Origin of the sequence: Mesorhizobium sp., from assembly GCF_005063415.1 — a bacterium.
Lineage (GTDB): Bacteria > Pseudomonadota > Alphaproteobacteria > Rhizobiales > Rhizobiaceae > Mesorhizobium.
Genome location: NZ_SUEG01000070.1, coordinates 1 through 21,577, shown reverse-complemented (window position 1 = coordinate 21,577; position 21,577 = coordinate 1). Strand labels below are relative to the sequence as shown.

Genomic DNA, 21,577 nt, shown 5'->3' with positions numbered 1-21,577 from the left:
GACGGATGAGGGGTATTCGTCAAGCTGGAACACCCCTCATCTGACCGAGCTTCGCTCGGCCACCTTCTCCCACAAGGGGAGAAGGGACGTACGCTCACCTCATCCGCCGTTCGGACACCTTCTCCCCGTGAACGGGAAGAAGAAAGCATGAGCCCCGCCAAGAAGCCCGATCTGCTGCGCGACAACGAGCTGATGTACGGCCGCCTGCTGACGATCGACGAGCCGCACCTGATCCAGCGCTACAACAAGGCGATGGTCGCGTTCGGCTTGAAGCCGACCAAGTTGAAAAGCTTCGAGATCGACCGCACCGGCTTTTCGCCGCAGGTCGCCGAGGAATGCGGCGACTACAGCTACCTCGATCCGAACGAAGTCAACCGCCGCTTTATCATCCTGACGCCCTCGCAGATCGACCTGCCGGTGGTGCACACGGCTTTTTCCAACACCTCGCTGCTGATGTACGAATTCATGTCCAAGAACCAGCGCGCCATCGATGCCCTGACGATCAAGGACGTCATCTACGGCGAGATCGAGGATTCGGTTCCCAAGGTCGACGACATCGAGGACCTGCTGTCGATCAACCAGGTCGAATTCAAGGTGCTGTCGGCCGAGGATGTGCTCGGCAAGGCCGCCGAACTCGGCAAGCTGGTCGACCGGCTGAAGCAGGAACCGGATGCCTGGCGGGACAATGCCATGCTTGCCCAGATGGTCGAGCTGGCGAAGATCTGCGGCGACATCCGCGAGAATGCGCTGGTGCCGGACCAGGTGATCTTCCGTCACAATGCCTATTGGACCAGCCATTTCGGCGGGCTCTATGTGTTCGTCGATCCCGACGTGACGACGGTGATCAGCGACCCGGCAGCGCCGGGCTTCCGCCGCTCGCGGCCATGGCAGGTGAGCTACCTTTCGATCCACGACGCCGACAAGGTGTTCAAGTTCCTCGCCTCGACCGGCCGCATCGAGCTGCCGCGCGCCTCATGGATCGAAACCTCCGGCTATCTTGAGCATCGCGCCGAAATGGTGGTGCGCGCGCTGATCCGCGACGCCGAGCCCGACCGCAATCTGACCGACGTCGACAAGGTCTGGCTGCAGACCTGGATCCACGGCCATGCCGATCTGATCACCAGGGATGGCAATTTTCCCTTCCTCAACGCCGCCAAGCGTGAGATCGCCCAGCTCGGCCATCTCAAGATCGAGGATGTGTTCCCGCAGCAGCGCTTCCTGGTCATCCGCGCCAAGCCGGACCATCCCGACGCCTGGCTGACCAACCAGCTGATCTCGGACTTCGTGCCGCAGGACTTCGTTTCGCGTTACGTCTTCAACAAGCCGGGCTTCTACAGGGATTATGAAGGCTTCAGCGACGCTTGGCGATCGCATGTTGTGGACGTTCTGAAAACCACATATCTGAAGGACAAGGCGGCGTTTCGCACACGCCTCTACGGGTTGACTGACTGAGGGGGTGACATCGCCATGCTTGATCCGATCGTGAATTTCTTCACCCGGATTTTCCAGTGGATTGGCCGCGGCATCGGCATAATCATCGGTGCGATCCTGTGGCCGTTCCTGTGGGCGGGGCGCTGGTACACGCAACGCGGCTGGATCCTGAAGGCGGTGCTCGGCCTGGCTGTGCTCGTGCTGATCGGCCTCTATGTCAATTTCTTCTACGCCACCCAGTGGTGGAACAATTTCGACCCGAATTACGTCGACAAATACACGTTCGAAAAACGCAACAGCTCCGCCGGTGAACAGGTTTCCGCCGGCGCCGGCACTGACACGGCCAAGACCTGCGGAAATTCAGCCATTGCCCAGGTTGCGGCCGACCTGACCGACTTCAACGTCAACCAGAATGCCTGGGTGTCGTCGATGATCCTTTACAAGCTCGGCCTGTTCGGCATCGACTGGGACCACACGCCGTTCATGGACAACAAGGCTTCGTTCCAGCGCGGCGTCAACCAGGCGGTGCGGCGCACGGCGACCGAGCTTGCCGATAATCTCGGCCGCGTCCGCACCACCTCGCAGATCGATGCCGACTTGCAGGACGCTCGCGGCAATCTGCAGTTCGATGAGGAAACCTGGTATTTCGGCTTGAACCCGTTTGGCCCCAAGACGCCGACGCCGAGCTACTATCGCGACGCGGTCCGCAAGCTGCGTTCCTTCAACGCCCGCCTCGCAGCCTGCCAGGCGACGTTCGATGCCCGCGCCGACAATCTCAAGCAGTATATCGACCGCATCTCGTCCGATATCGGTTCGACCTCGGCGATCCTCAAGGAGCGTGCCGAAAACCACAATAATGGCTGGTTCGACACGCGCGCCGACGACCGCTTCTGGTTCGCCTATGGCCAGCTCTATGCCTATTACGGGCTGATGAAGGGCGCACAGGCCGATTTTGACGATGTCATCAAGGAAAAGCACCTGCAGAACCTGTGGGATACGATGGACGCGCAGTTCGTCTCGGCGCTGCGCATCCAGCCCTTCATCATCGCCAATGGCCGCGAGGACGGCTGGCTGTTGCCGACACATCTGACGACGATGGGCTTTTACATACTCAGGGTGCGTTCGAACATGGTCGAGATCAGCAACGTGCTGACGCAGTAGCGGATCGTCCCGCACAGCCGGCGCTGGTGAATTTGCGCCGTTGCCTCTGTCGCTTTTCGCGTATTAGGCGGCTGTTTTGAGACGGCGGAACCGCGCCTGCTCTGGCTTCTATACGGCGCTGCAACCGGCGCGAAAAGAACCTGTAGCAGAGCGGCCGGCGGCAGAGGTATTTTCTTCGCAGGAAACATAGTTGCATGAAAGTTGACGCCGCGGCAGCGACAGGGGTAGAACATGCTCGCGCCTGCAATGCCGGGCTGTTCTTGCGACCACACTAGTCAAATCCGTCCAATCCAGAGGGAAGCCGTCATGGCCGAAGTGAAGTCCGACATCGAGATCGCGCGCGGCGCCAGGAAGAAGCAGATCCAGGAGATCGGCCAGAAGATCGGCATTCCGAGCGAGCATCTTCTGCCCTACGGCCACGACAAGGCGAAGATCTCGGCCGAGTTCATCAAGTCGGTGAAGGGCAACAAGGATGGCAAGCTGATCCTCGTCACCGCCATCAACCCGACACCGGCCGGCGAAGGCAAGACGACGACGACGGTGGGCTTGGGCGACGGCCTCAACCGCATCGGCAAGAAGGCCATCGTCTGCATCCGCGAGGCTTCGCTCGGACCGAATTTCGGCGTCAAGGGCGGTGCCGCCGGCGGCGGCTACGCGCAGGTCGTGCCGATGGAGGACATGAACCTCCACTTCACCGGCGATTTCCATGCCATCACCACCGCCCATAATCTGCTATCGGCGCTGATCGACAACCACATCTACTGGGGCAACGAGCTCGGCATCGACACCCGCCGTGTCGTCTGGCGCCGCGTCATGGACATGAACGACCGGTCGCTGCGCGAGATCATCTGTTCGCTCGGCGGCGTCGCCAACGGTTTCCCGCGCGAGGCCGGTTTCGACATCACAGTCGCCTCGGAAGTCATGGCCATCCTGTGCCTGTCGACCGACCTGAAGGACCTGGAAAAGCGCCTCGGCGACATCATCGTCGCCTATCGCCGCGACAAGTCGGCCGTCTATGCCCGCGACCTCAAGGCCGACGGCGCAATGGCCGTACTCTTGAAGGACGCCATGCAGCCCAATCTCGTGCAGACGCTGGAGAACAACCCGGCTTTCGTCCATGGCGGCCCCTTCGCCAACATCGCGCATGGCTGCAACTCCGTCGTTGCCACCACGACGGCGCTGAAGCTTGCCGATTACGTCGTCACCGAAGCCGGTTTCGGCGCCGATCTCGGTGCCGAAAAGTTCTTCGACATCAAATGCCGCAAGGCCGGCCTGAGGCCGGCAGCGGCGGTCATCGTCGCCACGGTTCGCGCCATGAAGATGAATGGCGGCGTCAAGAAGGAAGACCTCGGTAAGGAGAACGTCGAGGCGGTCAAGAAGGGCTGCGCCAATCTCGGCCGCCATATCGAGAACATCCGCCAGTTCGGTGTGCCGGCCGTGGTCGCCATCAACCATTTCTACTCAGACACCGACGCAGAGATCCAGGCGATGAAGGACTATGTCGCCTCGATGGGCGAAGAGGCGATCCTGTGCAAGCACTGGGCCCAGGGATCGGCCGGCATCGAGGAACTGGCCAAAAGAGTCGTGGCGTTGGCCGAATCCGGCGCGTCGCAATTCGCCCCGCTCTATCCCGATGCCATGCCGCTGTTCGAGAAGATCAACACCATCGTCCAGCGCATCTATCGCGGTTCCGAAGCGATCGCCGACAAATCGGTGCGCGACCAACTCCACGCCTGGGAGCACGCCGGCTACGGTCATTTGCCGGTCTGCATGGCCAAGACGCAATATTCCTTCTCCACCGATCCGAATCTGCGCGGCGCGCCGACCGGCCACACCGTGCCGGTGCGCGAGGTCAGGCTGTCTGCCGGCGCCGGCTTCGTCGTCATCATCTGCGGCGAGGTGATGACCATGCCCGGCCTGCCCAAAGCGCCATCCTCGGAAAAGATTTTCCTGAACGAAATGGGCCAGATCGAAGGCCTGTTCTAGGGATAATCAAAGCTTGAACGGCAAAGGGCGCCGCAACGCTGCGGCGCCCTTCTGCCTGTTCGCAATAGTCTCCTAAGCCGCGCTTCGCGCCAGCGCGCGCTGGTTGGAGGCATAGGGTGTGTCGTGCTGGGGCACAACGCCGGTCTTCAGGCAATCGATCCACTCGGCGGTTTTGAGAACGGCCGCGAAGCGCGACTGCAGGACGATCGTCACCACGCGATGGATTTCCTCCCCCGAAGCGTAACCGGCGCTGTTGGCGTACGGCAACGAACCCGTTGCGTCCGACAGGAACTCCACCTCAAAGCCCATATGCACGGCGTGGATGACCGTCGACAGATCGCAATTATGCGTCATGTAGCCAATGACCGTGATCGTATCGATAGAGTTGGCGCGCAGCCACTCCTCGAGGTCTGTGCCGGTGAAGGCGCTGGGCAAGTTCTTTTCGATGTAGTGGTCGCGGTTTCGCCTGGCGATTTCCGGGTGCAACTCGGCGCCATGGCTGCCCTTGGCGAAGACCGGTGAGGTTTCCGGCGCCAACTGTTTGATGACCACCACCTTGACGCCTGCCTCGGTGGCCGCGTCCATCGCTCGCGCTACATTGACGACGCTGTCGCGGAAGGGCGGATGCTGGATGGCGAGGTTGCCGCCATCATAGTCGTTCTGAACGTCGATAACGATGAGGGCGCGGCGTGGAGCTTTGCCTTTGGCTGGTTGCGACATGGGTTTTCCTTTCCCGTTGGACATTGATGGGTGGACGATAGGCTCGGCACCGGATGGCAAAAAGTGTCCCGATTGACATTATTCGAAAGAATTGGGACAATTAGCTGTTACTCCTGTTGGTGCTGCCATGACCGATCCTGCCGTTGCCGCCATCGCCTTCGATGGCATCAGCCCGTTTCATCTCTCCGTGCCGTGTCTCGTGTTCGGCGCGGATCGCACGACGCTCGGCCTGCCGCGCTTCGACTTCCGGGTCTGCGCGATTGAGAACGGGCCGATCCGCACCGATGCCGGGCTGACCATCAGCGTCCCGCGCGGGCTTTCCGCGCTCGATGACGCCGACATCGTCATCGTGCCAAGCTGGAAGGATCTCGGGAGTTCACCTCCAGCGGCATTGATCGACGCGTTGCTTGGCGCGCACGAGCGCGGCGCGCTGATTGTCGGACTGTGCTTGGGAACGTTCGCTGTCGCGGCGACCGGACTGCTCTCAGCGCGGCGAGCGGCGACGCACTGGGCCTACGCGGATCAGCTGCAGGAACTCTATCCCGACATCCTCGTCGAACCGGAAGTGCTCTACATCGACAATGGCGATGTCGTGACATCCGCCGGCGTCGCCGCCGGGCTCGACTGCTGCCTGCACGTCGTACGGGCTCGTTACGGCGCGGAGGCGGCACTTCGCCTTGCCCGGCAGATCGTGCTCTCTCCCCACAGGCAGGGCGGGCAGGCTCAATTCATCGAACGTCCCATCGCCAGGACCGGCAATGCGGACCGCTTTACCCAGGCTCTCGAAACGGTGCGCAAAACGTTGGGTGAGCCGCACAGTCTGGACAGCGTTGCCGGTCACGCCGGCCTCACCCGCCGGACGTTCACGCGCCGCTTCCAGAAAACGATCGGCACCAGTTTCGGCGACTGGCTGACCGACCAGCGCGTCCAGCTGGCGCAACGGCTGCTGGAAGCAACGGAAAAATCGATGGACACGGTGGCCTTCGAGGCCGGCTTCGGCAGCGCCACCTCGCTGCGCCAGCATTTCGCAGCGCGCCTCAGAACCTCGCCGGCGCAGTACCGGCGCGAATTCTCGAGGAGTGCCCAGGAGGAGCGCGTGGTGCACATGCCGAGGTGAAATTCGGCTCGCGCTCGATCCAGGGCAATCGCTTCAGGTTTGCGCCGCCCCTCATTGCCCTGCTCTCGATCCTGTCGTCCTTGAAAGGTTCTGCGTCATCTGTCATATATTAAAGCGACAGATGACGCGAAGAGGCTCGCCGTGGCGATGGCATTGGAAAAGACTGCGCCAGCAGCAAAAAACAATGAGCTGCAGAAGGTGGCGAGATTGCTAGGCGGCAGCCGCATTCTGGCAAGGCGCCTCAGCAGCGCTTTGGATGCTCACGAGCTGCTTCTGCACGGCCTGCCGGCTTCAGCGCTGGACCATCTTATCGGGCAACTCGTCTTCATCCAGAAGACCGATTCGCTGGAGAAGGCCGTCGGCATGAGCCTGCGCACCTACCAGCGCCGCAAGGATGCTCCTTCCAAGCCTCTCAGTCAGGACCAGAGCGGACGAACCTGGAAGTTCGCGGAGATCCTGTCGAAAGCTACCGACGTGTTCGGTTCGCAGGCGGAGGCAGAGCAATGGCTGGAGCGCCCGGCGATTGGGCTCGACCAGCGTCGTCCAATCGACCTTCTGGCGACGCCGGCGGGAATCGAGCTTGTAGAAGACTATCTGGAACGGCTTGAATATGGCGTTTATGCATGACGCCGCTGCCGGCGGCGCTTGGTGGCTCCGACCTCATCGGATGGCGCCTCGATCAAGCCGCGTTTGCGCCTACATGGGATAGCGGCGAGGGCGCATACAGGGTGGGCGGACGCTGGAACAGCAAGGGCGTGCGCGCCGTCTACTGCTCGATCGATCCGTCGACTGCGATCCTCGAAGTTGCGGTCCATAAGGGCTTCAGGGCGCTCGACACGATTGCACATGTCATGACGGCAGCAATCGTCAGCGATGTCGCGGATGTGTATATCGTCGACCCCGCCGCCGTGCCCAATCCCAACTGGTTGCGCCCGGGCATTCCGAGCTCCGGACAACAGGCGTTTGGCGACGATCTTCTGCAACGGCACCGGTTCGTTGTGATTCCGAGCGCCGTATCGCAGCATAGCTGGAACCTGATCTTCGACGCGAGCCTCGCCAGAGGGGCATACGCCATGAAGACCCAGGAGGCGTTTGCGCTCGACACGCGGTTGCATCCACCTCCGGCCAAGTGACACAGCCGCCCATGTCCATCAGAACGAGGACATGACCGGCGACAGAAGCACGGTGCTCAGCCGTTCCTGATTATCCGTGCCGGATTGCCGACCACCGTGGTGTTCGCCGCGACGTCGCGCGTCACCACGGCACCGGCGCCGACGATGGCGCCATCGCCGATCCTGACCCCGCCTAGGATGACGGCACTGCCGCCAATCCAGGCATTGTCGCCGATCTCGACCGGCCTGGCGATCTCCAGCCCTGCCCGTCGCCCCGCAGCCTCCTTGTGGTGCTCGGCGCAATAGATCTGCACATTGGGGCCGAGCAGCGTTCCCTTGCCGATGCGCACTGGCGCCGTGTCGAGGATGGTGCAGCCAGCATTGAGAAAAACGCGGTCGCCGAGAAAGATGTTGAAGCCATAAGCGCAGTGGAACTGCGCCTCGATCCGGGCGCCCTCGCCCGCAGCGCCGAGCAGCGCCCGCAATCCAGGCCCGATATCGCCACGCTGCCGGGGTGGCAGGCTGTTGTGCTCGAACACCGCGTCGCGCGACGTAATGCGCAGCGCCTCCAGTTCCGGATCGAGGCAGCAATACCACTCGCCCGCCGCCATTTTCGTGCGTTCGCTCCCCGTCATGGCCGCAACTCCAGTCTCAATCTTTGCCAAAGCACAAGTGGTGCAAATACGGAAGCGCCGGCGGCGACACCACCTCTGGTCAAATACCCGACCTATGATAGCTTGCCCATGCGACCTGTCCCGCCTAGCCATCGAGGGGATCAATCATGCTGTACATTCTTGCACTCCTGATTGGCATCGTTGCCGGGCTTCGCGCCATGACTGCGCCCGCCGCGGTCGCCTGGGGCGCCTGGCTTGGCTGGTTGCCGGTCGCCGGCACCTGGGCGAGCTTCATGGGCCACTGGATCGCCGTCGGCATCTTCACCATCCTGGCCATCGCCGAACTGGTCACTGACCAGCTGCCATCCGCGCCGAGCCGCAAGGTGCCGCAGCAATTCGGCACGCGCATCGTCCTGGGCGCTTTCACCGGCGCGGTGATCGGCGCCACCGGCGGCGCCACTATCGGCGGCCTGATCGCCGGCGCCGTCGGCGCGGTGATCGGCACGCTGGGCGGCGCCGAGGCGCGTAAACGCCTGGCCACCGCCTTCGGCAAGGACCCGCCCGCCGCCTTCATCGAGGACGCGGTGGCGATCGTCGGCGGGCTTCTGATCGTGGCGGCGGTGGCATGACGGCAAAGACATTCGACGCCATCATCATCGGTGCCGGGCAGGCCGGCCCACCGCTCGCCGGCCGGCTGAATGCGGCCGGCATGAGCGTGGCGCTGATCGAGCGAAAGCTGGTTGGTGGCACGTGCGTCAACACTGGCTGCACGCCGACGAAAACGATGGTGGCAAGCGCCTATGCCGCGCATCTCGCCCGCTCCGCCGCGGATTACGGGGTGACGCTCTCCGGTCCCGTCGGCGTCAACTACAAGGCGATCAAGGCGCGCAAGGACAAGGTCTCCAACGACGCCCGCGGCAATCTCGAAGACTGGATTGCCGGCATGGACAAATGCACGCTCTATCGCGGCCATGCGCGCTTCGTGGGCGTCAATACGGTGCGCGTCGGCGACGATCTGCTGAGCGCCGAAAGGATATTCCTCAACACCGGTGGCCGCGCCTCGGTGCCGGACCTGCCCGGCGTCAACGACGTATCCTACCTCACCAACTCGTCGATGATGGATCTCGACGTGCTGCCGCGCCATCTCATCGTTGTCGGCGGCAGCTATGTCTCGCTCGAATTCGCCCAGATGTTCCGTCGCTTCGGTTCCGAAGTCACGGTCATCGAAAAGAGCCCGCGTCTGATCGGCCGCGAGGACGATGACGTCTCGGACGCCATTTTGTCGATCCTCGAAAACGAAGCCATTGCCGTCCATCTCGGCGCCGACGATATCCGCTTCGCCAGGCGAGGCAACGAAATCGCCGTGACCTTCTCGCCAGGCAGGGCGGCTGCGGTCGGCTCGCATGTGCTGCTGGCGCTGGGCCGCACGCCAAACACCGACGATCTCGGCCTCGACAAAGCCGGCGTCGAGGTCGACAAACGCGGCTTCATCGTCGTCGACGACCAACTGCGCACCAGCGTGCCCGGCATCTGGGCGATGGGCGACTGCAACGGCAAGGGCGCCTTCACCCACACCTCGTACAACGACTACGAGATCGTCGCCGCCAACCTGCTTGACAACGATCCGCGCAAGGTCAGCGACCGCATCGAGGCCTATGCTCTCTATATCGACCCGCCACTCGGCCGCTGCGGCATGACCGAAGCCGCGGTTAGGAAATCCGGTCGCCGCGCCCTGGTCGGCCAGCGGCCAATGACCCGTGTCAGCCGTGCCGTCGAAAAAGGTGAGACGCAAGGTTTCATGAAGATCCTGGTCGATGCCGACACCAGGGAGATCCTCGGCTGTTCGGTGCTCGGCCCGGGCGGCGACGAAGCGGTGCACTGCGTGCTCGACCTGATGTATGCCAAGGCGCCGGTCAGCACGCTGGCGCGCGCCGTGCACATCCACCCGAACGTCTCGGAGCTTCTGCCGACCATCGCCCAGGAACTCAAGCCGCTGGTGTGAGCGCCGGGCGCAGGCGTTATCTCGCGACGCTGCGAGCGCCGGCCGGGTAGAATCTTGCGCCCATAGCGGCGCCGGCTGGACCAATCGACAGCCCATCGGCAAAAGGGCATGTGTTCCGCCTCTTCTCCCGGAGGCATCCTATGCAGAAATCCATCGAACGCATCGCCGGCGACAGCGAAGGCGTTTCCTACGAATTCCCCGTCTTCCGCTTCACCGGAACGGACAAGACGGCGCCTTCCGCCTATCTGCAGGCGGCACTTCATGCCGGCGAATTGCCGGGCGTCATCGCCATCGACACGCTGATGCCGATGCTGGAAAAGGCCGAAGCCGAAGGCCGCATCACCGGCAATATGACCATCGTGCCCTGGGCCAATCCGATCGGCCGCGCGCAATATCTTTACGGCGACCATCAGGGCCGCTTCCATCTGGGGACGCGAACCAATTTCAATCGCGGCTTTCCGCGGCTCGCCGCGCCCGACGTCGCCCTCCTGCCGGCGCACGGCACAGTCGACCAGCGGCTGAAGACGCGGCTGCTGCAGCTCTCCATCGGCCACGACATCGTGCTCGACCTGCATTGCGACGATGAAGGCCTCGCCTATCTCTACGTCCACACCAGCCTGTGGCCGGCCATGGCGGATTGTGCGGCGGCCATGGGCGTCGATGCGGTGATGCTGTGGGATGAAGACCCCGACGGCACCTTCGAAGGCGCCTCGATCATGCCATACCAAAACGTTCCCGCCGACGTCGCGTGCCTGGACCGGCGCGTCGCCACCACCGTCGAATATCGCGGCATACTCGATGTCGACGGCGCCCTCGCCGGCGTCGATGCTGAAGGGCTCTACCGGCTGCTGGTGGCGCGCGGCATCATCCGGGATCAGGCGCTGCCCGTGCCTGGCAGCTTCGCAGGGCTCGTCGCTCCTATCGAAAACATCGAGATGATGCCGGCGCCCCGCTCGGGCGCGATCCTTTACGACGTGAAGCCGGGCGACCGGGTCGCCAAGGGTGCGCGCCTTGCCACCATCGTCCACGCGCCGGGTGAGCCCGACGGCCGCGCAGAAGTGTTGGCGCCGCAGGCGGGCCTCATCCTGACACGGCGTTCCCGCCGCATCATCCGCGCCGGCGAAGACCTCTTGAAGCTGGTCGGCGACAGGAAGAGCGCCGATGCAAGGTCGGGGACGCTGGAGGACTGAGGGTCTTCCTTTGAATCCAGTTGCGCGGCCGCCCAATCGCCGCTATGGGAATCGCCATGAATATGCGTTCGATCAAGACCATTTGGTGGTGGGCTCGCTGATAGCGGCCTGTTCGAACGCGTTCGCGTGAAAATAGAGGGTGGCCGCAGCGGAATGTCCGGGCGGCCATTTGTTTTTTCAAGCCATTCCCGGGTCCGTTGCCCCAAAGACGCTGATGGAGACGGCAATGACAACGAAAATTCTGGAGAATGGCGCCGAGCGCTTCGTCACCGCGGGTGGCGTGGCGATTACCCGCCAGCGCCATGACCGGCCATATGAAGGGGCGATCGACGGCTATGTCGATGGCCTGAATTCGCGTCGCGGCGCTGTGTTTTCCTCGAATTACGAATATCCCGGCCGCTATACGCGCTGGGACACCGCCATTATCGATCCGCCGCTGGTGATCTCGGCACGCGGCCGCGCCATGCGCATCGAGGCGCTGAACCGCCGCGGCGAGGTGCTTTTGCCGGTGATCGGCAGAGTGCTTGCCGGCCTTGACGACGTAACGATCGCCGAGACGTCCAACAAACTCATCCGCCTCGAGGTCGCCAAGCCCGGTCGTATCTTTACCGAAGAGGAACGCAGCCGCGTTCCGTCCGTCTTCACCGTGCTGCGCGCCATCACCGCCTTGTTCAAGACCGAGGAAGACGCCAATCTCGGCCTCTATGGCGCCTTCGGCTACGACCTAGCCTTCCAGTTCGATCCGGTCGACTACAAGCTCGAGCGCAAGCAGAGCCAGCGCGACCTCGTGCTGTTCCTGCCCGACGAGATCCTCGTCGTCGACCACTATTCGACCAAGGCCTGGACCGACCGCTACGACTATTCCGGCGATGGCTTCTCGACCGAAGGCCTGCCGCGCGACGAAATCGTCGAGCCGTTCGTGACCGCCGACCGCATCCCGCCGCGCGGCGACCACGAGCCCGGCGAATATGCCAAGCTGGTGCGCAAGGCGATGAAGAGCTTTGAGCGCGGCGACCTGTTCGAAGTGGTGCCGGGGCAGATGTTCTACGAGCGCTGCGAGACCCAGCCTTCCGAGATTTCCCGCAAGCTGAAGAGCATCAATCCCTCGCCCTATTCCTTCTTCATCAATCTCGGCGAGGGCGAATATCTGATCGGCGCCTCGCCGGAAATGTTCGTGCGCGTCAACGGCCGCCGCGTCGAGACCTGCCCGATCTCCGGTACCATCAAGCGCGGCGACGATGCCATTTCCGACAGTGAACAGATCCTGAAGCTGCTCAATTCGAAGAAGGACGAATCCGAACTCACCATGTGCTCGGATGTCGACCGCAACGACAAGTCGAGGGTCTGCGAGCCGGGCTCGGTGCGCGTCATCGGCCGCCGCCAGATCGAGATGTATTCGCGCCTGATCCACACCGTCGACCACATTGAAGGGCGGCTGCGCGAAGGCATGGACGCTTTCGACGCCTTCCTGTCGCACGCCTGGGCCGTCACCGTCACCGGCGCGCCGAAATTATGGGCCATGCGCTTCATCGAGCAGAATGAGAAGAGCCCGCGCGCCTGGTATGGCGGGGCGATCGGCATGGTCAACTTCAACGGTGACATGAACACCGGCCTGACGCTTCGCACCATCCGCATCAAGGACGGCATCGCCGAGGTGCGCGCCGGCGCCACGCTGCTCTTCGACAGCATCCCCGAGGAAGAAGAAGCCGAAACCGAATTGAAGGCATCCGCCATGCTCTCCGCCATCCGCGACGCCAAATTAGGCAATGCCGCCAGCACCGAACGCAGCACCGCGCGTGTCGGCGACGGCGTCAACATCCTCTTGGTCGATCACGAGGACAGTTTTGTCCATACGCTCGCCAATTATTTCCGCCAGACCGGCGCCAATGTCTCGACGGTGCGCACACCGGTGCCGGACGAGATCTTCGACCGGCTGAAGCCAAACCTGGTCGTGCTGTCGCCCGGCCCCGGCACGCCGAAGGATTTCGACTGCGCCGCTACCATCAAGCGGGCCCGTGCGCGCGATCTGCCGATCTTCGGCGTCTGCCTCGGGCTGCAGGCGCTGGCCGAAGCCTATGGCGGCGAGCTGCGCCAACTGCACATCCCCATGCATGGTAAGCCGTCGCGCATCCGCGTGTCGAAGCCGGGCATCATCTTCTCCGGCTTGCCCAAGGAGGTGACGGTCGGCCGCTACCATTCGATCTTCGCCGATCCGGTGCGGCTGCCCGATGGTTTTGTCGTCACCGCCGAGACCGAAGACGGCATCATCATGGCCTTCGAGCACCGCAAGGAGCCGATCGCCGCTGTGCAGTTCCACCCGGAATCGATCATGACGCTCGGCCACAATGCCGGCATGCGCATCATCGAGAACATTGTCGCGCACCTGCCGCGCAAGGCCAAGGAAAAGGCCGCTTAATTCGAGGGCTCAGCGTTGGGATCTTTTCCCCAGTGACCGCGGCAGAAATCAAGGCCGCCGCCAGGCAGAAGGTCGCCAGCCTCGCCTTCTGGTCGATCATTGTCGCCTGCGTCGTGCTCGGCCTGAAGCTAGTGGCCTGGTACGTCACCGGCTCGGTTGCGCTTTATTCGGACGCGCTGGAATCGATCGTCAACGTCATTGCCTCGGCAGCCGCCTATTGGGCGATCCAGGTCAGCTACAAGCCAGCCGACCAGGACCATCCGTTCGGCCACCACAAGGCCGAGTATTTCTCGGCCGTCCTGGAAGGCGTGCTGATCGTGCTCGCCGCCTTGCTGATCCTCAACGAGGTCTGGTGGTCATGGCAGCATCCCGCTCCGCTGGAACAGCCATGGACCGGCCTTGCCATCAATGGCGTCGCAACGGTCATCAACGCCGTCTGGGCCTTGACGCTGATCCGCACCGGCCGAAGCGAAAAATCGCCGGCTCTCGTCGCCGACGGCAGGCACATCATGACCGACGTGGCGACCTCGGTCGGTGTCTTCATCGGCCTGGCCGGCGCCGTGCTGACCGGCTGGCAGGTTCTCGATCCGGCTCTTGCCGTGATCGTGGCGCTGAACATTCTATGGCAGGGCTGGCACGTCATCGGCTCGTCGATGAACGGGCTTATGGACCGCGCCGTCGACACCCAGGAACATATCCGCATCCGCGATATCATCTCGGCCAATTGCAAGGGCGCCCTCGAGGTCCACGACCTGAAGACGCGCATCGCCGGCCGCGCCACCTTCATCGAGTTCCATCTGGTCGTCGACGCCGACATGTCGGTCGGCGCCAGCCACGTCATCTGCGACCGCATCGAGGACGCGCTGCAGGCAGAGATCCCTTCCGTCCGCGTCATCATCCATGTCGAGCCCGACGACGAGGCGAAACTGCCCAAGGGCACGACGGCCGTGCCTTTTGCGTGAGGTGGCGTCGCGGAGAAAAATCGCTCAGTGGTGATCCTTCGCGCCCCCCTGTCCTGCCGGACATCTCCCCCACAAGTGGGGAGATTGGCAGCTTCAGCGCGCCGCTCACTCCTGCGACGATGGTGATTGGCGAAAGCGGCGGTGACGGCCGATCTCCCCCCAAGTGGGGGAGATGTCCGGCAGGACAGAGGGGGGCGCTGTCCCTCTAGCATTGCGGTTGCTATAGCCCGCAGGCCGCCTGCGGCATAGGCTCCAGCCGGTAGACCTTGTCGTCGGAGCTGGTGTCGCCTTCCGCCGCTTTCGAGCACAGATCGACGATCGGCAGGCCGCTGTTCGGGTTGGCCAGCATCATCGTGCCATTGGCGCCGCGGCGAAGGAAAACCTCCTTTTGCGCGATATCGCAGGCGGCAGCACCCGTCTTCGCGCTCGCCGCGCAGCGCCATTGGTCGCCCTCGCCCTGGCAGTTGTAGACCTGAGTGACCTTGGCCGATTTCTGCCGCGTGGTAACCGAAACGGCGATATCGGCGCCGCTTGGCCAATTGGCCGGATCGCCAGCCCCGGCGAAAGACGCCAGCTCGACCGGTCCGCGGAAAACCCGGATCGTCCGGGTCAGCTGATCGGGATGCGAGCCGAGATGCGCGGCATCGTAGTCGCGTCCGTAGCAGAAGGGCTGGTCCGGCTTCAGCCGCTCGCGCAATGGCGGGCCAAAAGCCGGGTCGATCGGGTCGATGCGCGCGAACTCCGCCTTGCAGGTGGCGGCCGGCATCGAGTCGAGCCTGAAGCCGTTGTCGTCCTTGCCCAGCGCCTGCCGTTCGTACTCCGCCTTGCCGAGCTCGTCTTCCGATCCGGCGTCGAGATAGAGGTCGGGCTGCACGTCCGAGACGATCAGCCGGCCTTTGTCGTCGACCTTGAGCGAAGCCATGGTGCGATCGCAGTCCATGCCGCAACGGATCGCACCGGTTTTGCCGTCCTCCGACTCATGGCTGCACCAGCCGCCGAGCCATTCCGGCGCCTCGGCGCCGCGCACCGTCGTCGCCATGAAGCCATTGTAGGAGGAATCGATGCCGGCGCTCGGCTCCTCGTTTGGCCGGCTGACCGGATCGCGGCCGTAATAGAAGAAGATGCGCGCTACCTTCTGGTGCGGATGCGACTTGAGATGCGCGGCGTCGTAGACGCGGCCGAAGCAGGCGTCCTTGCCGTCGGGGCTGAGCTCGGTGAGTTTGAGCGTGTCGTCGGCGAAAGCAGTGCCGGCGACGGCGGCAAGCAAGGCAACCCCAATTCCGGCGCCCATCACGGTCCTTGATATCATGCTGGCTCCCCCTGCCCCGACAAGACGTGGCTTCAATTTATGCTAGGATCGAGACCGAGGCCACGCAATTTGCGCGGGCCGGCTAAATGGGAGATGAAGCCATGCGACGCCGCGATATTTTCCGCGTCGGTCTTGCCGGGGCCGCCGGGCTTTTCGGGCTGCGCCCGATCAAGGCAGCAGCTGATGAAGTCAAGCCGGCGGCTGCCGAAGAGGAAAGGCAAAAGGTCGCCTATCACCTCAGCGACCTCGACAAGGTCAATTTCGTGCTCGGCAATATCAAGAACCACTTCGAAGGCACCGACGGCAAGGTCGACATCGCGCTTGTCGTGCACGGGCCAGCACTTGCCGCCTTCAAGTCGAAGGGCATATCCGCCGCCATTTCCGGGCGGTTCGCTGGCCTTGTCCAGGACGGGCTCAGCCCGCACGCTTGCGCCAACACCATGCACGGGATGGATATCGGCCTGGCCGACCTGCTCGACGGCTTCCATGCAGCCGACAGAGGCGGCGTCGTCAAGCTCGCCAAATTGCAACGCCAGGGCTACGTCTATCTCAGGCCATAGGCTTTTACGGACTTGAACGCGAGGACTGCGAGGGCCTACGAAGAGCAGGTAGAGTCCCCGGAGGAACAGACGTGCCAGCCACCACCACCCTTGTCAGCCCCACTCTGGTCATCCCTGACCTTGCCGGAAAGGCGGTGCTGGTCACCGGCGCCTCGACCGGCATCGGCGCGGCGCTTGCACTTGCCTATGCCGCGCAGAAATGCCGCGTCGCGCTGCATTACAATTCGAGCCGCGCAGCTGCCGAAAACCTGGCCGCGACCATTCGCAATGGCGGCGGCGACGTGTTCCTCACCCAGGGCGATTTCTCGGTCCCCGCCGATGTCGAGCGCGTCGTCGAGGACAGTGCGCAACATTTCGGCCGGCTCGATGGCCTCGTCAACAATGCCGGCGGCATGCTCGGCCGCGTGCCCTATGCCGAGCAGACCGAGGCGCATTACGACGCGGTGATGGACCTCAATGCGCGTTCCGTGCTGACAGCTTCGCGCAAGGCGATCCCATGGCTGAAGCGGCAGGGCGGCTTCATCGTCAACACCTCCTCGATCGCCGCGCGCAATGGCGCCGGTGGCGGCGCCGGCCTTTACGGCTCGGCCAAGGCCTTCGTCTCCAACGTCACGCGCGGCATGGCCAAGGAGCTGATCGGTTTCAACATCCGCGTCAACGCGGTGGCGCCCGGCACGATCGCGACACCTTTCCACGAGCGCTACTCGACCGACGACCAGATGAAAGGCATGATCGCCACCATCCCGCAGGGCCACGCCGGCACCGCCGAGGACTGCGTCGGCGCCTATCTGTTCCTCTCCTCCGATCTGCTGAGCGGCTACATCATCGGCCAGGTGATCGAGGTCAATGGCGGCCAGTTGATGCCGTAGACGACGAACTGCATACTCCTGGTTGCGTCATCTCAACGGAGCAAAGCGAATGTACGGACTGATCGGCAAGATGCGGGCGATGCGCGGCCAGCGTGACGCAATGATGGATATCCTGCTCGCCAGCACCGGCGGAATGCCCGGCTGCCTGAACTACATCATCGCCACCGACCCGGCCGATGCCGACGCGATCTGGGTGACCGAAGTGTGGACCGACGCCGAAAGCCACAAGGCTTCGCTGCAGCTCCCCGAAGTCCAGGCGGCAATCGCCAAGGCACGGCCGATCATCGCCGGCTTCGAGTTCCAGGTGGAAACGCATCCTGTTGGCGGGTTCGGCTTGCCGGCGGTGAAGGCGGGATAGGGGGAGAGGCCCCCTCTGGCCTGCCGGCCATCTCCCCCTCAAGTGGGGAGATTGAATGTCACTTCGGCCTTCGCCAAACCTCCAAAGAAGAGCGCTGTCGGCGAACCTGCCAATCTCCCCACTTGAGGGGGGAGATGTCCGGCAGGACAGAGGGGGGCGCGAAGGATCGCTACGGATGGTTGGTGCCATTACCACCCACCGCCACTTCCGCAAAAAGGGTTCGCATTTTTCCGCGCCCGGTCTAAGAGCCCCATCTATGGATTCTTCCCCGAACCCGCCGGCCATCGAGCACCTGACGCGGATCCACAAGGCTTGGCAGTGGCCGGTCCTGATGGTGGTCTCGGTGCTGTTTGCCGGCGCGCTGGAACTCGCCGCCCTGCCCGCCGCGCTCTTGATCGGACCGATGCTGGCTGCCATCGCCGCCGGCACCAACGGCGCCACGGTGCGCGTGCCGCGGGTTCTGTTCGGCTCAGCCCAGGCGGTCGTCGGCTGCCTGGTCGCCAGTTCGATCTCGGCCGATATCTTTCCCGTCTTCTACAAGGAATGGCCGCTGTTCCTCGGCGTCGTGATGGCCACGGTCGCGGCATCCAGCCTGCTCGGCTGGCTAATCAGCCGCTGGCGCATCCTGCCCGGCACCACCGCGGTCTGGGGCTCTTCGCCGGGCGCCGCCACCGCCATGGTGCTGATGGCCGGTGCCTTCGGCGCCGACCAGCGCCTCGTCGCCTTCATGTTATATCTGCGTGTCATCTGCGTCTCGATGACGGCAGCCCTGGTGGCCAAGCTTTGGGTCGACACCTCAGGCATCGAGGTGCCGGCCATCGTCTGGTTCCCACCGGTCGACCCGCAACGCTTGGCCGCAACATTCGGCGTGGCGCTGGTCGGCGGCCTCGCCGGAAAGCTTTTCCGCCTGCCGTCGCCATTCTTCCTCGGCACCTTCATTTTCGGCACCGTGATCCATCTCGGGCTCGGCGTGACCATGCAGTTGCCACCCTGGCGGCTCGCCTTGAGCTATACGATGATCGGCTGGAGCATCGGCCTGAATTTCACCAGGGCCGTTTTGCGCCACGCGGCCCGCGCGCTGCCGCAGATCGTCGGCTCGATCATTGCCCTGATCGTCTTTTGCGGCGGCCTCGCCTTCCTGATCAGCCGCCTGCTCGGCATCGATCCGCTGACCGCCTATCTGGCAACCAGCCCCGGCGGCATGGACAGCGTCGCCATCATCGCCGCCGCCGCGCAGCATGTCGACCTATCCTTCGTCATGGCGCTGCAATCGGCACGCTTCCTGATCGTGCTTCTGGTCGGCCCAAGCGTGGCGCGGCTGGTTGCGCGAAGCCTGCGGGAGTAAAGACCAGCCGGCAGCGCGTCAGCTGATCACCAGGCTCGATATACGCTTGCCGTCCAGCGTGAAAACCATATCGCCCTCGCCGTTGAAACCCTTGCCTTCGACGGCGATGCGAACGCGGCAGGTGCCGTCCGCTGCTGCGATGCCGAGGATGCGGAGCCTGGACTGCACGCCGATATTGTCCGACTGGTTCCAGCGCGCAATCTGATCGCGGCCCTGGAACGACCTGCCCCAGTCGCTCAGAAAGGCATCGGCCGTGAACGTCTCGAGGAAAGCTTTGGTGTCGCCGGCATTGGTAGCTTCGACAAAGCGGCGGATGGCATCGGGCGTGGTCATTTCCTTCCTCCAGGTGGCCTAATCCAGCCGATGCATCAGGTCGTCGTCCAGCCAGCAGGCGAAGAAATAGACCAGTTGCTTGTGCCACCACGGCCAGTCATGGGCGACATCGCCGCCCCAATAGTCGACCCAGGCCGGAATCGACTTGTCACGCAGGATCTGTTCCAGCGCCTGCGTATCGGCCAGCATCCGTTCCTCCCAGGCACCCTGCCCGCAGCAGAAGATCAGCCGCAGCGCCTTCAGCCTGACAAGCAGCCCCGGATCGACGATACCCGGCAGGTAGTCGAGCGGCGAGTTGAAGAAAATCTGTCCGTCGAGCGCGCTGCCGAAGAAATCGTGGGTCGAATAAACCCCCGACAGCGCAATAACGCCGCTGGCCAGTTCCGGAAAGCGGAAGACGAAATTCGATGAATGATATCCGCCCATCGAGCAGCCGCAAAATAGCGGCTTCAGCGTACGCCCGCCATTGGCCTCGGCTGCGACAGACAGGAGTTCCGGCAGCGCCTCCTCGCGCACATAGCGGAAATACGCTTCATGCCGGGCGATGCGATGGGCCGGCTCGGCATGGCGGTCGAAGAAGGATTCCGCATCGATGCCGTCCAGCGTGAACAACTGGATGCGACCGGTGTCGACGAACTCGGCGAGAGCCGAGACCGCGCCGGAATCCTCGAATTGGTAGAACCGCCCTTGCGAAGTCGGGAACACAACCACGGGCCGGCCGGCATGGCCGTAGCGCTTGTATTCCATGTCGCGGCCGAGGTTGCGGCCAAAACCCTTGTGGTAGGAAACGTCCATCCCTCACGCCTTTTCCGCATGGATGTAGTCGACCGCCCGGCGCAGCGCCTTCGGGTCCGTGGAGCGCAGCTGATAGGCGTAGTTTCCCATGGCGCGGCTGAAAACCTCCTCGATGGCGTGATGATGGACGATCATGTCGCCATGGGCGGCTAGCACGTCGGCATGGCTGTGCACATAGTTGAGGTGCCGCTTGCGGCTGGCATAGGCGGTGAAATACTTGCCCCTGTAAGGGCCGCCGGCGGCGTCCTTGACCACCATGTCGGCCCAGGCGGCATAGACATCGATATCGAAGGTGTAATTGATGGCATCGGTCATCCAGGCGCCGGGCGGCCGCATGTTGACCTCCAGCGCGATGACCCGGTCGTCCCTGGTTTCGAACAGCTCGATGTGGAAGAAGCGCTCGCGCACGTCGAACGCCTTGAGGATTTTCCTGCCGGCCTCCTCGACCGCCGGGCTGATCTCGGGAAAACAGACATAGCTCATATGGCGGTCGCGGTTGACCACCTCCATGACGCTCTGGTCGTAGCGGTGGCTGGCGGCCAGCACCACCTCGCCGTCACGGTTGACCAGCCCGTCATAGGTCACCACCAGCCCTTCGATGAATTGCTCCATGACGAAGCTGACGCCTTCCGGCTTGTCCCTGAAGAACCGGTCCAGTTCGCCGGCGTTGGAGATTTTGAAGGTGTTCGAGGCGCCGGAGCCGGAATCCGGCTTCACCACCACGGGATAGCCGACGCGGCGGATGAAGGTCATGGCGCCGGCGCGGTCGGAGCATTTGCGTTGCGGGATGGTTTCGACGCCGCTCTTGCGGAAGAATGCCCGCATGCGGCTCTTGCGTTTCAAATTCTTCACGAAGTCGAGCTTGGTGCCGAAGATGTTGAAGTCGGTGCGGATATTGGCTTCCAGCTCCAGCCAATGCTCGTTGAGCGATTCGAACCTGTCGACGCGGCCCCATTTATGGATGAAATGGCCGATCGCCCGGAACACCGGCTCGTACTCCTCCATGTCCTCGATGCGGTAATATTCCGAAAGGGCTGCCTTCAATTTGCCGTCCAGCGCATCGAACGGCGCATCGCCAATGCCGAGCACCGTGGCGCCGGCCTTCTTCAGCCGGTCGCAGAAATCGGCGCCGTTGGCTGGAAAATGCGGCGAGAAGAACACGAAGTTCATGGACGATCCCTCCCGGCGGCGAGCCATCGCACCCCCGCCGACAATGGACTCTGGCGCATTTGCCGGGCTCGGGGAAGAGCAACTGGATCAGGTGAGCGGCTGGGTCCGCGAAAGGTGACGCCAAAAC

At 63.4% G+C, this 21,577-nt stretch carries 21 protein-coding genes; 15 read left to right on the top strand and 6 right to left on the bottom strand.

Translation table 11 applies throughout. The features are described from left to right. The first annotated feature begins 147 nt into the window (after positions 1 to 147). The 3 genes from E5W70_RS18840 to E5W70_RS18830 all read left to right on the top strand — a co-directional run bounded on the left by E5W70_RS18840 (position 148) and on the right by E5W70_RS18830 (position 4,578). On the top strand, positions 148 to 1,452 hold the full coding sequence (locus tag E5W70_RS18840; RefSeq protein ID WP_292660719.1) for a DUF6638 family protein: 1,305 nt from the start codon (positions 148 to 150) through the stop codon (positions 1,450 to 1,452). A 15-nt stretch (positions 1,453 to 1,467) separates the two neighbouring features. Beyond that, positions 1,468 to 2,592, top strand: coding sequence for a DUF2333 family protein (locus E5W70_RS18835; RefSeq protein ID WP_292660717.1), 1,125 nt, complete (start codon positions 1,468 to 1,470; stop codon positions 2,590 to 2,592). 306 nt (positions 2,593 to 2,898) lie between these two features. After that, positions 2,899 to 4,578, top strand: a complete 1,680-nt coding sequence (locus E5W70_RS18830) for a formate--tetrahydrofolate ligase (RefSeq protein ID WP_292660714.1) — start codon at positions 2,899 to 2,901, stop codon at positions 4,576 to 4,578. A 72-nt stretch (positions 4,579 to 4,650) separates the two neighbouring features. Here the strand turns inward: E5W70_RS18830 and E5W70_RS18825 are convergent, their stop codons facing one another. Then, complete coding sequence (locus E5W70_RS18825) at positions 4,651 to 5,298, bottom strand: cysteine hydrolase family protein (protein ID WP_023679515.1); 648 nt, start codon at positions 5,296 to 5,298, stop codon at positions 4,651 to 4,653. Positions 5,299 to 5,425: 127 nt separating this feature from the next. On the opposite strand from E5W70_RS18825, the gene E5W70_RS18820 reads away from it, so the two are divergent. The 3 genes from E5W70_RS18820 (at position 5,426) to E5W70_RS18810 (ending at position 7,548) form a co-directional block, all read left to right on the top strand. Further along, the gene (locus E5W70_RS18820; RefSeq protein WP_292660711.1) at positions 5,426 to 6,415 is read left to right on the top strand and encodes a helix-turn-helix domain-containing protein; all 990 of its coding nucleotides are present in this window, start codon (positions 5,426 to 5,428) and stop codon (positions 6,413 to 6,415) included. A 141-nt stretch (positions 6,416 to 6,556) separates the two neighbouring features. After that, positions 6,557 to 7,042 carry an antitoxin Xre/MbcA/ParS toxin-binding domain-containing protein gene (locus tag E5W70_RS18815; protein ID WP_292660708.1) on the top strand — a complete coding sequence of 162 codons (486 nt, stop codon included), beginning with the start codon at positions 6,557 to 6,559 and terminating at the stop codon, positions 7,040 to 7,042. Continuing rightward, positions 7,039 to 7,548 carry an RES domain-containing protein gene (locus E5W70_RS18810; protein ID WP_292660706.1) on the top strand — a complete coding sequence of 170 codons (510 nt, stop codon included), beginning with the start codon at positions 7,039 to 7,041 and terminating at the stop codon, positions 7,546 to 7,548. The genes E5W70_RS18815 and E5W70_RS18810 overlap by 4 nt, the downstream gene beginning before the upstream one ends. A gap of 56 nt (positions 7,549 to 7,604) precedes the next feature. Here the strand turns inward: E5W70_RS18810 and E5W70_RS18805 are convergent, their stop codons facing one another. Beyond that, positions 7,605 to 8,162, bottom strand: coding sequence for a sugar O-acetyltransferase (locus E5W70_RS18805; protein WP_292660703.1), 558 nt, complete (start codon positions 8,160 to 8,162; stop codon positions 7,605 to 7,607). 146 nt (positions 8,163 to 8,308) lie between these two features. Here E5W70_RS18805 and E5W70_RS18800 point away from each other — a divergent pair, with 146 nt between their 5' ends. The 5 genes from E5W70_RS18800 to E5W70_RS18780 all read left to right on the top strand — a co-directional run bounded on the left by E5W70_RS18800 (position 8,309) and on the right by E5W70_RS18780 (position 14,711). Beyond that, positions 8,309 to 8,770, top strand: coding sequence for a DUF4126 domain-containing protein (locus tag E5W70_RS18800; protein WP_292660700.1), 462 nt, complete (start codon positions 8,309 to 8,311; stop codon positions 8,768 to 8,770). Then, entirely contained in the window at positions 8,767 to 10,143 is a 1,377-nt protein-coding gene (locus E5W70_RS18795) for an FAD-containing oxidoreductase (RefSeq protein WP_292660697.1), read from the top strand. The genes E5W70_RS18800 and E5W70_RS18795 overlap by 4 nt, the downstream gene beginning before the upstream one ends. A gap of 140 nt (positions 10,144 to 10,283) precedes the next feature. Then, on the top strand, positions 10,284 to 11,333 hold the full coding sequence (locus E5W70_RS18790; protein WP_292660695.1) for a succinylglutamate desuccinylase/aspartoacylase family protein: 1,050 nt from the start codon (positions 10,284 to 10,286) through the stop codon (positions 11,331 to 11,333). 226 nt (positions 11,334 to 11,559) lie between these two features. Further along, a complete protein-coding gene (locus E5W70_RS18785; RefSeq protein ID WP_292660691.1) occupies positions 11,560 to 13,749 on the top strand; it encodes an anthranilate synthase in 2,190 nt (729 codons plus the stop codon). Between the two features lie 47 nt (positions 13,750 to 13,796). Next, positions 13,797 to 14,711 carry a cation diffusion facilitator family transporter gene (locus E5W70_RS18780; RefSeq protein ID WP_292660739.1) on the top strand — a complete coding sequence of 305 codons (915 nt, stop codon included), beginning with the start codon at positions 13,797 to 13,799 and terminating at the stop codon, positions 14,709 to 14,711. Between the two features lie 220 nt (positions 14,712 to 14,931). On the opposite strand, the gene E5W70_RS18775 is transcribed toward E5W70_RS18780, so the two are convergent. Next, complete coding sequence (locus tag E5W70_RS18775; protein WP_292660689.1) at positions 14,932 to 16,020, bottom strand: hypothetical protein; 1,089 nt, start codon at positions 16,018 to 16,020, stop codon at positions 14,932 to 14,934. Between the two features lie 101 nt (positions 16,021 to 16,121). On the opposite strand from E5W70_RS18775, the gene E5W70_RS18770 reads away from it, so the two are divergent. The 4 genes from E5W70_RS18770 (at position 16,122) to E5W70_RS18755 (ending at position 19,152) form a co-directional block, all read left to right on the top strand. Further along, the gene (locus E5W70_RS18770; RefSeq protein WP_292660686.1) at positions 16,122 to 16,580 is read left to right on the top strand and encodes a DsrE family protein; all 459 of its coding nucleotides are present in this window, start codon (positions 16,122 to 16,124) and stop codon (positions 16,578 to 16,580) included. Positions 16,581 to 16,651: 71 nt separating this feature from the next. Then, positions 16,652 to 17,449, top strand: a complete 798-nt coding sequence (locus tag E5W70_RS18765; protein WP_292660683.1) for an SDR family oxidoreductase — start codon at positions 16,652 to 16,654, stop codon at positions 17,447 to 17,449. 49 nt (positions 17,450 to 17,498) lie between these two features. After that, the gene (locus tag E5W70_RS18760; protein WP_292660680.1) at positions 17,499 to 17,807 is read left to right on the top strand and encodes a putative quinol monooxygenase; all 309 of its coding nucleotides are present in this window, start codon (positions 17,499 to 17,501) and stop codon (positions 17,805 to 17,807) included. A 256-nt stretch (positions 17,808 to 18,063) separates the two neighbouring features. Next, positions 18,064 to 19,152, top strand: coding sequence for an AbrB family transcriptional regulator (locus tag E5W70_RS18755; RefSeq protein ID WP_292660677.1), 1,089 nt, complete (start codon positions 18,064 to 18,066; stop codon positions 19,150 to 19,152). Between the two features lie 18 nt (positions 19,153 to 19,170). On the opposite strand, the gene E5W70_RS18750 is transcribed toward E5W70_RS18755, so the two are convergent. From E5W70_RS18750 to E5W70_RS18740, 3 genes are read right to left on the bottom strand one after another with little or no spacing between them, the layout of a single operon-like run. Next, a complete protein-coding gene (locus tag E5W70_RS18750) occupies positions 19,171 to 19,485 on the bottom strand; it encodes a nuclear transport factor 2 family protein (protein ID WP_292660675.1) in 315 nt (104 codons plus the stop codon). Positions 19,486 to 19,503: 18 nt separating this feature from the next. After that, the gene (locus tag E5W70_RS18745; RefSeq protein WP_292660672.1) at positions 19,504 to 20,280 is read right to left on the bottom strand and encodes a hypothetical protein; all 777 of its coding nucleotides are present in this window, start codon (positions 20,278 to 20,280) and stop codon (positions 19,504 to 19,506) included. Positions 20,281 to 20,283: 3 nt separating this feature from the next. After that, a complete protein-coding gene (locus E5W70_RS18740; protein WP_292660670.1) occupies positions 20,284 to 21,450 on the bottom strand; it encodes an ATP-grasp domain-containing protein in 1,167 nt (388 codons plus the stop codon). Positions 21,451 to 21,577: the final 127 nt, after the last annotated feature.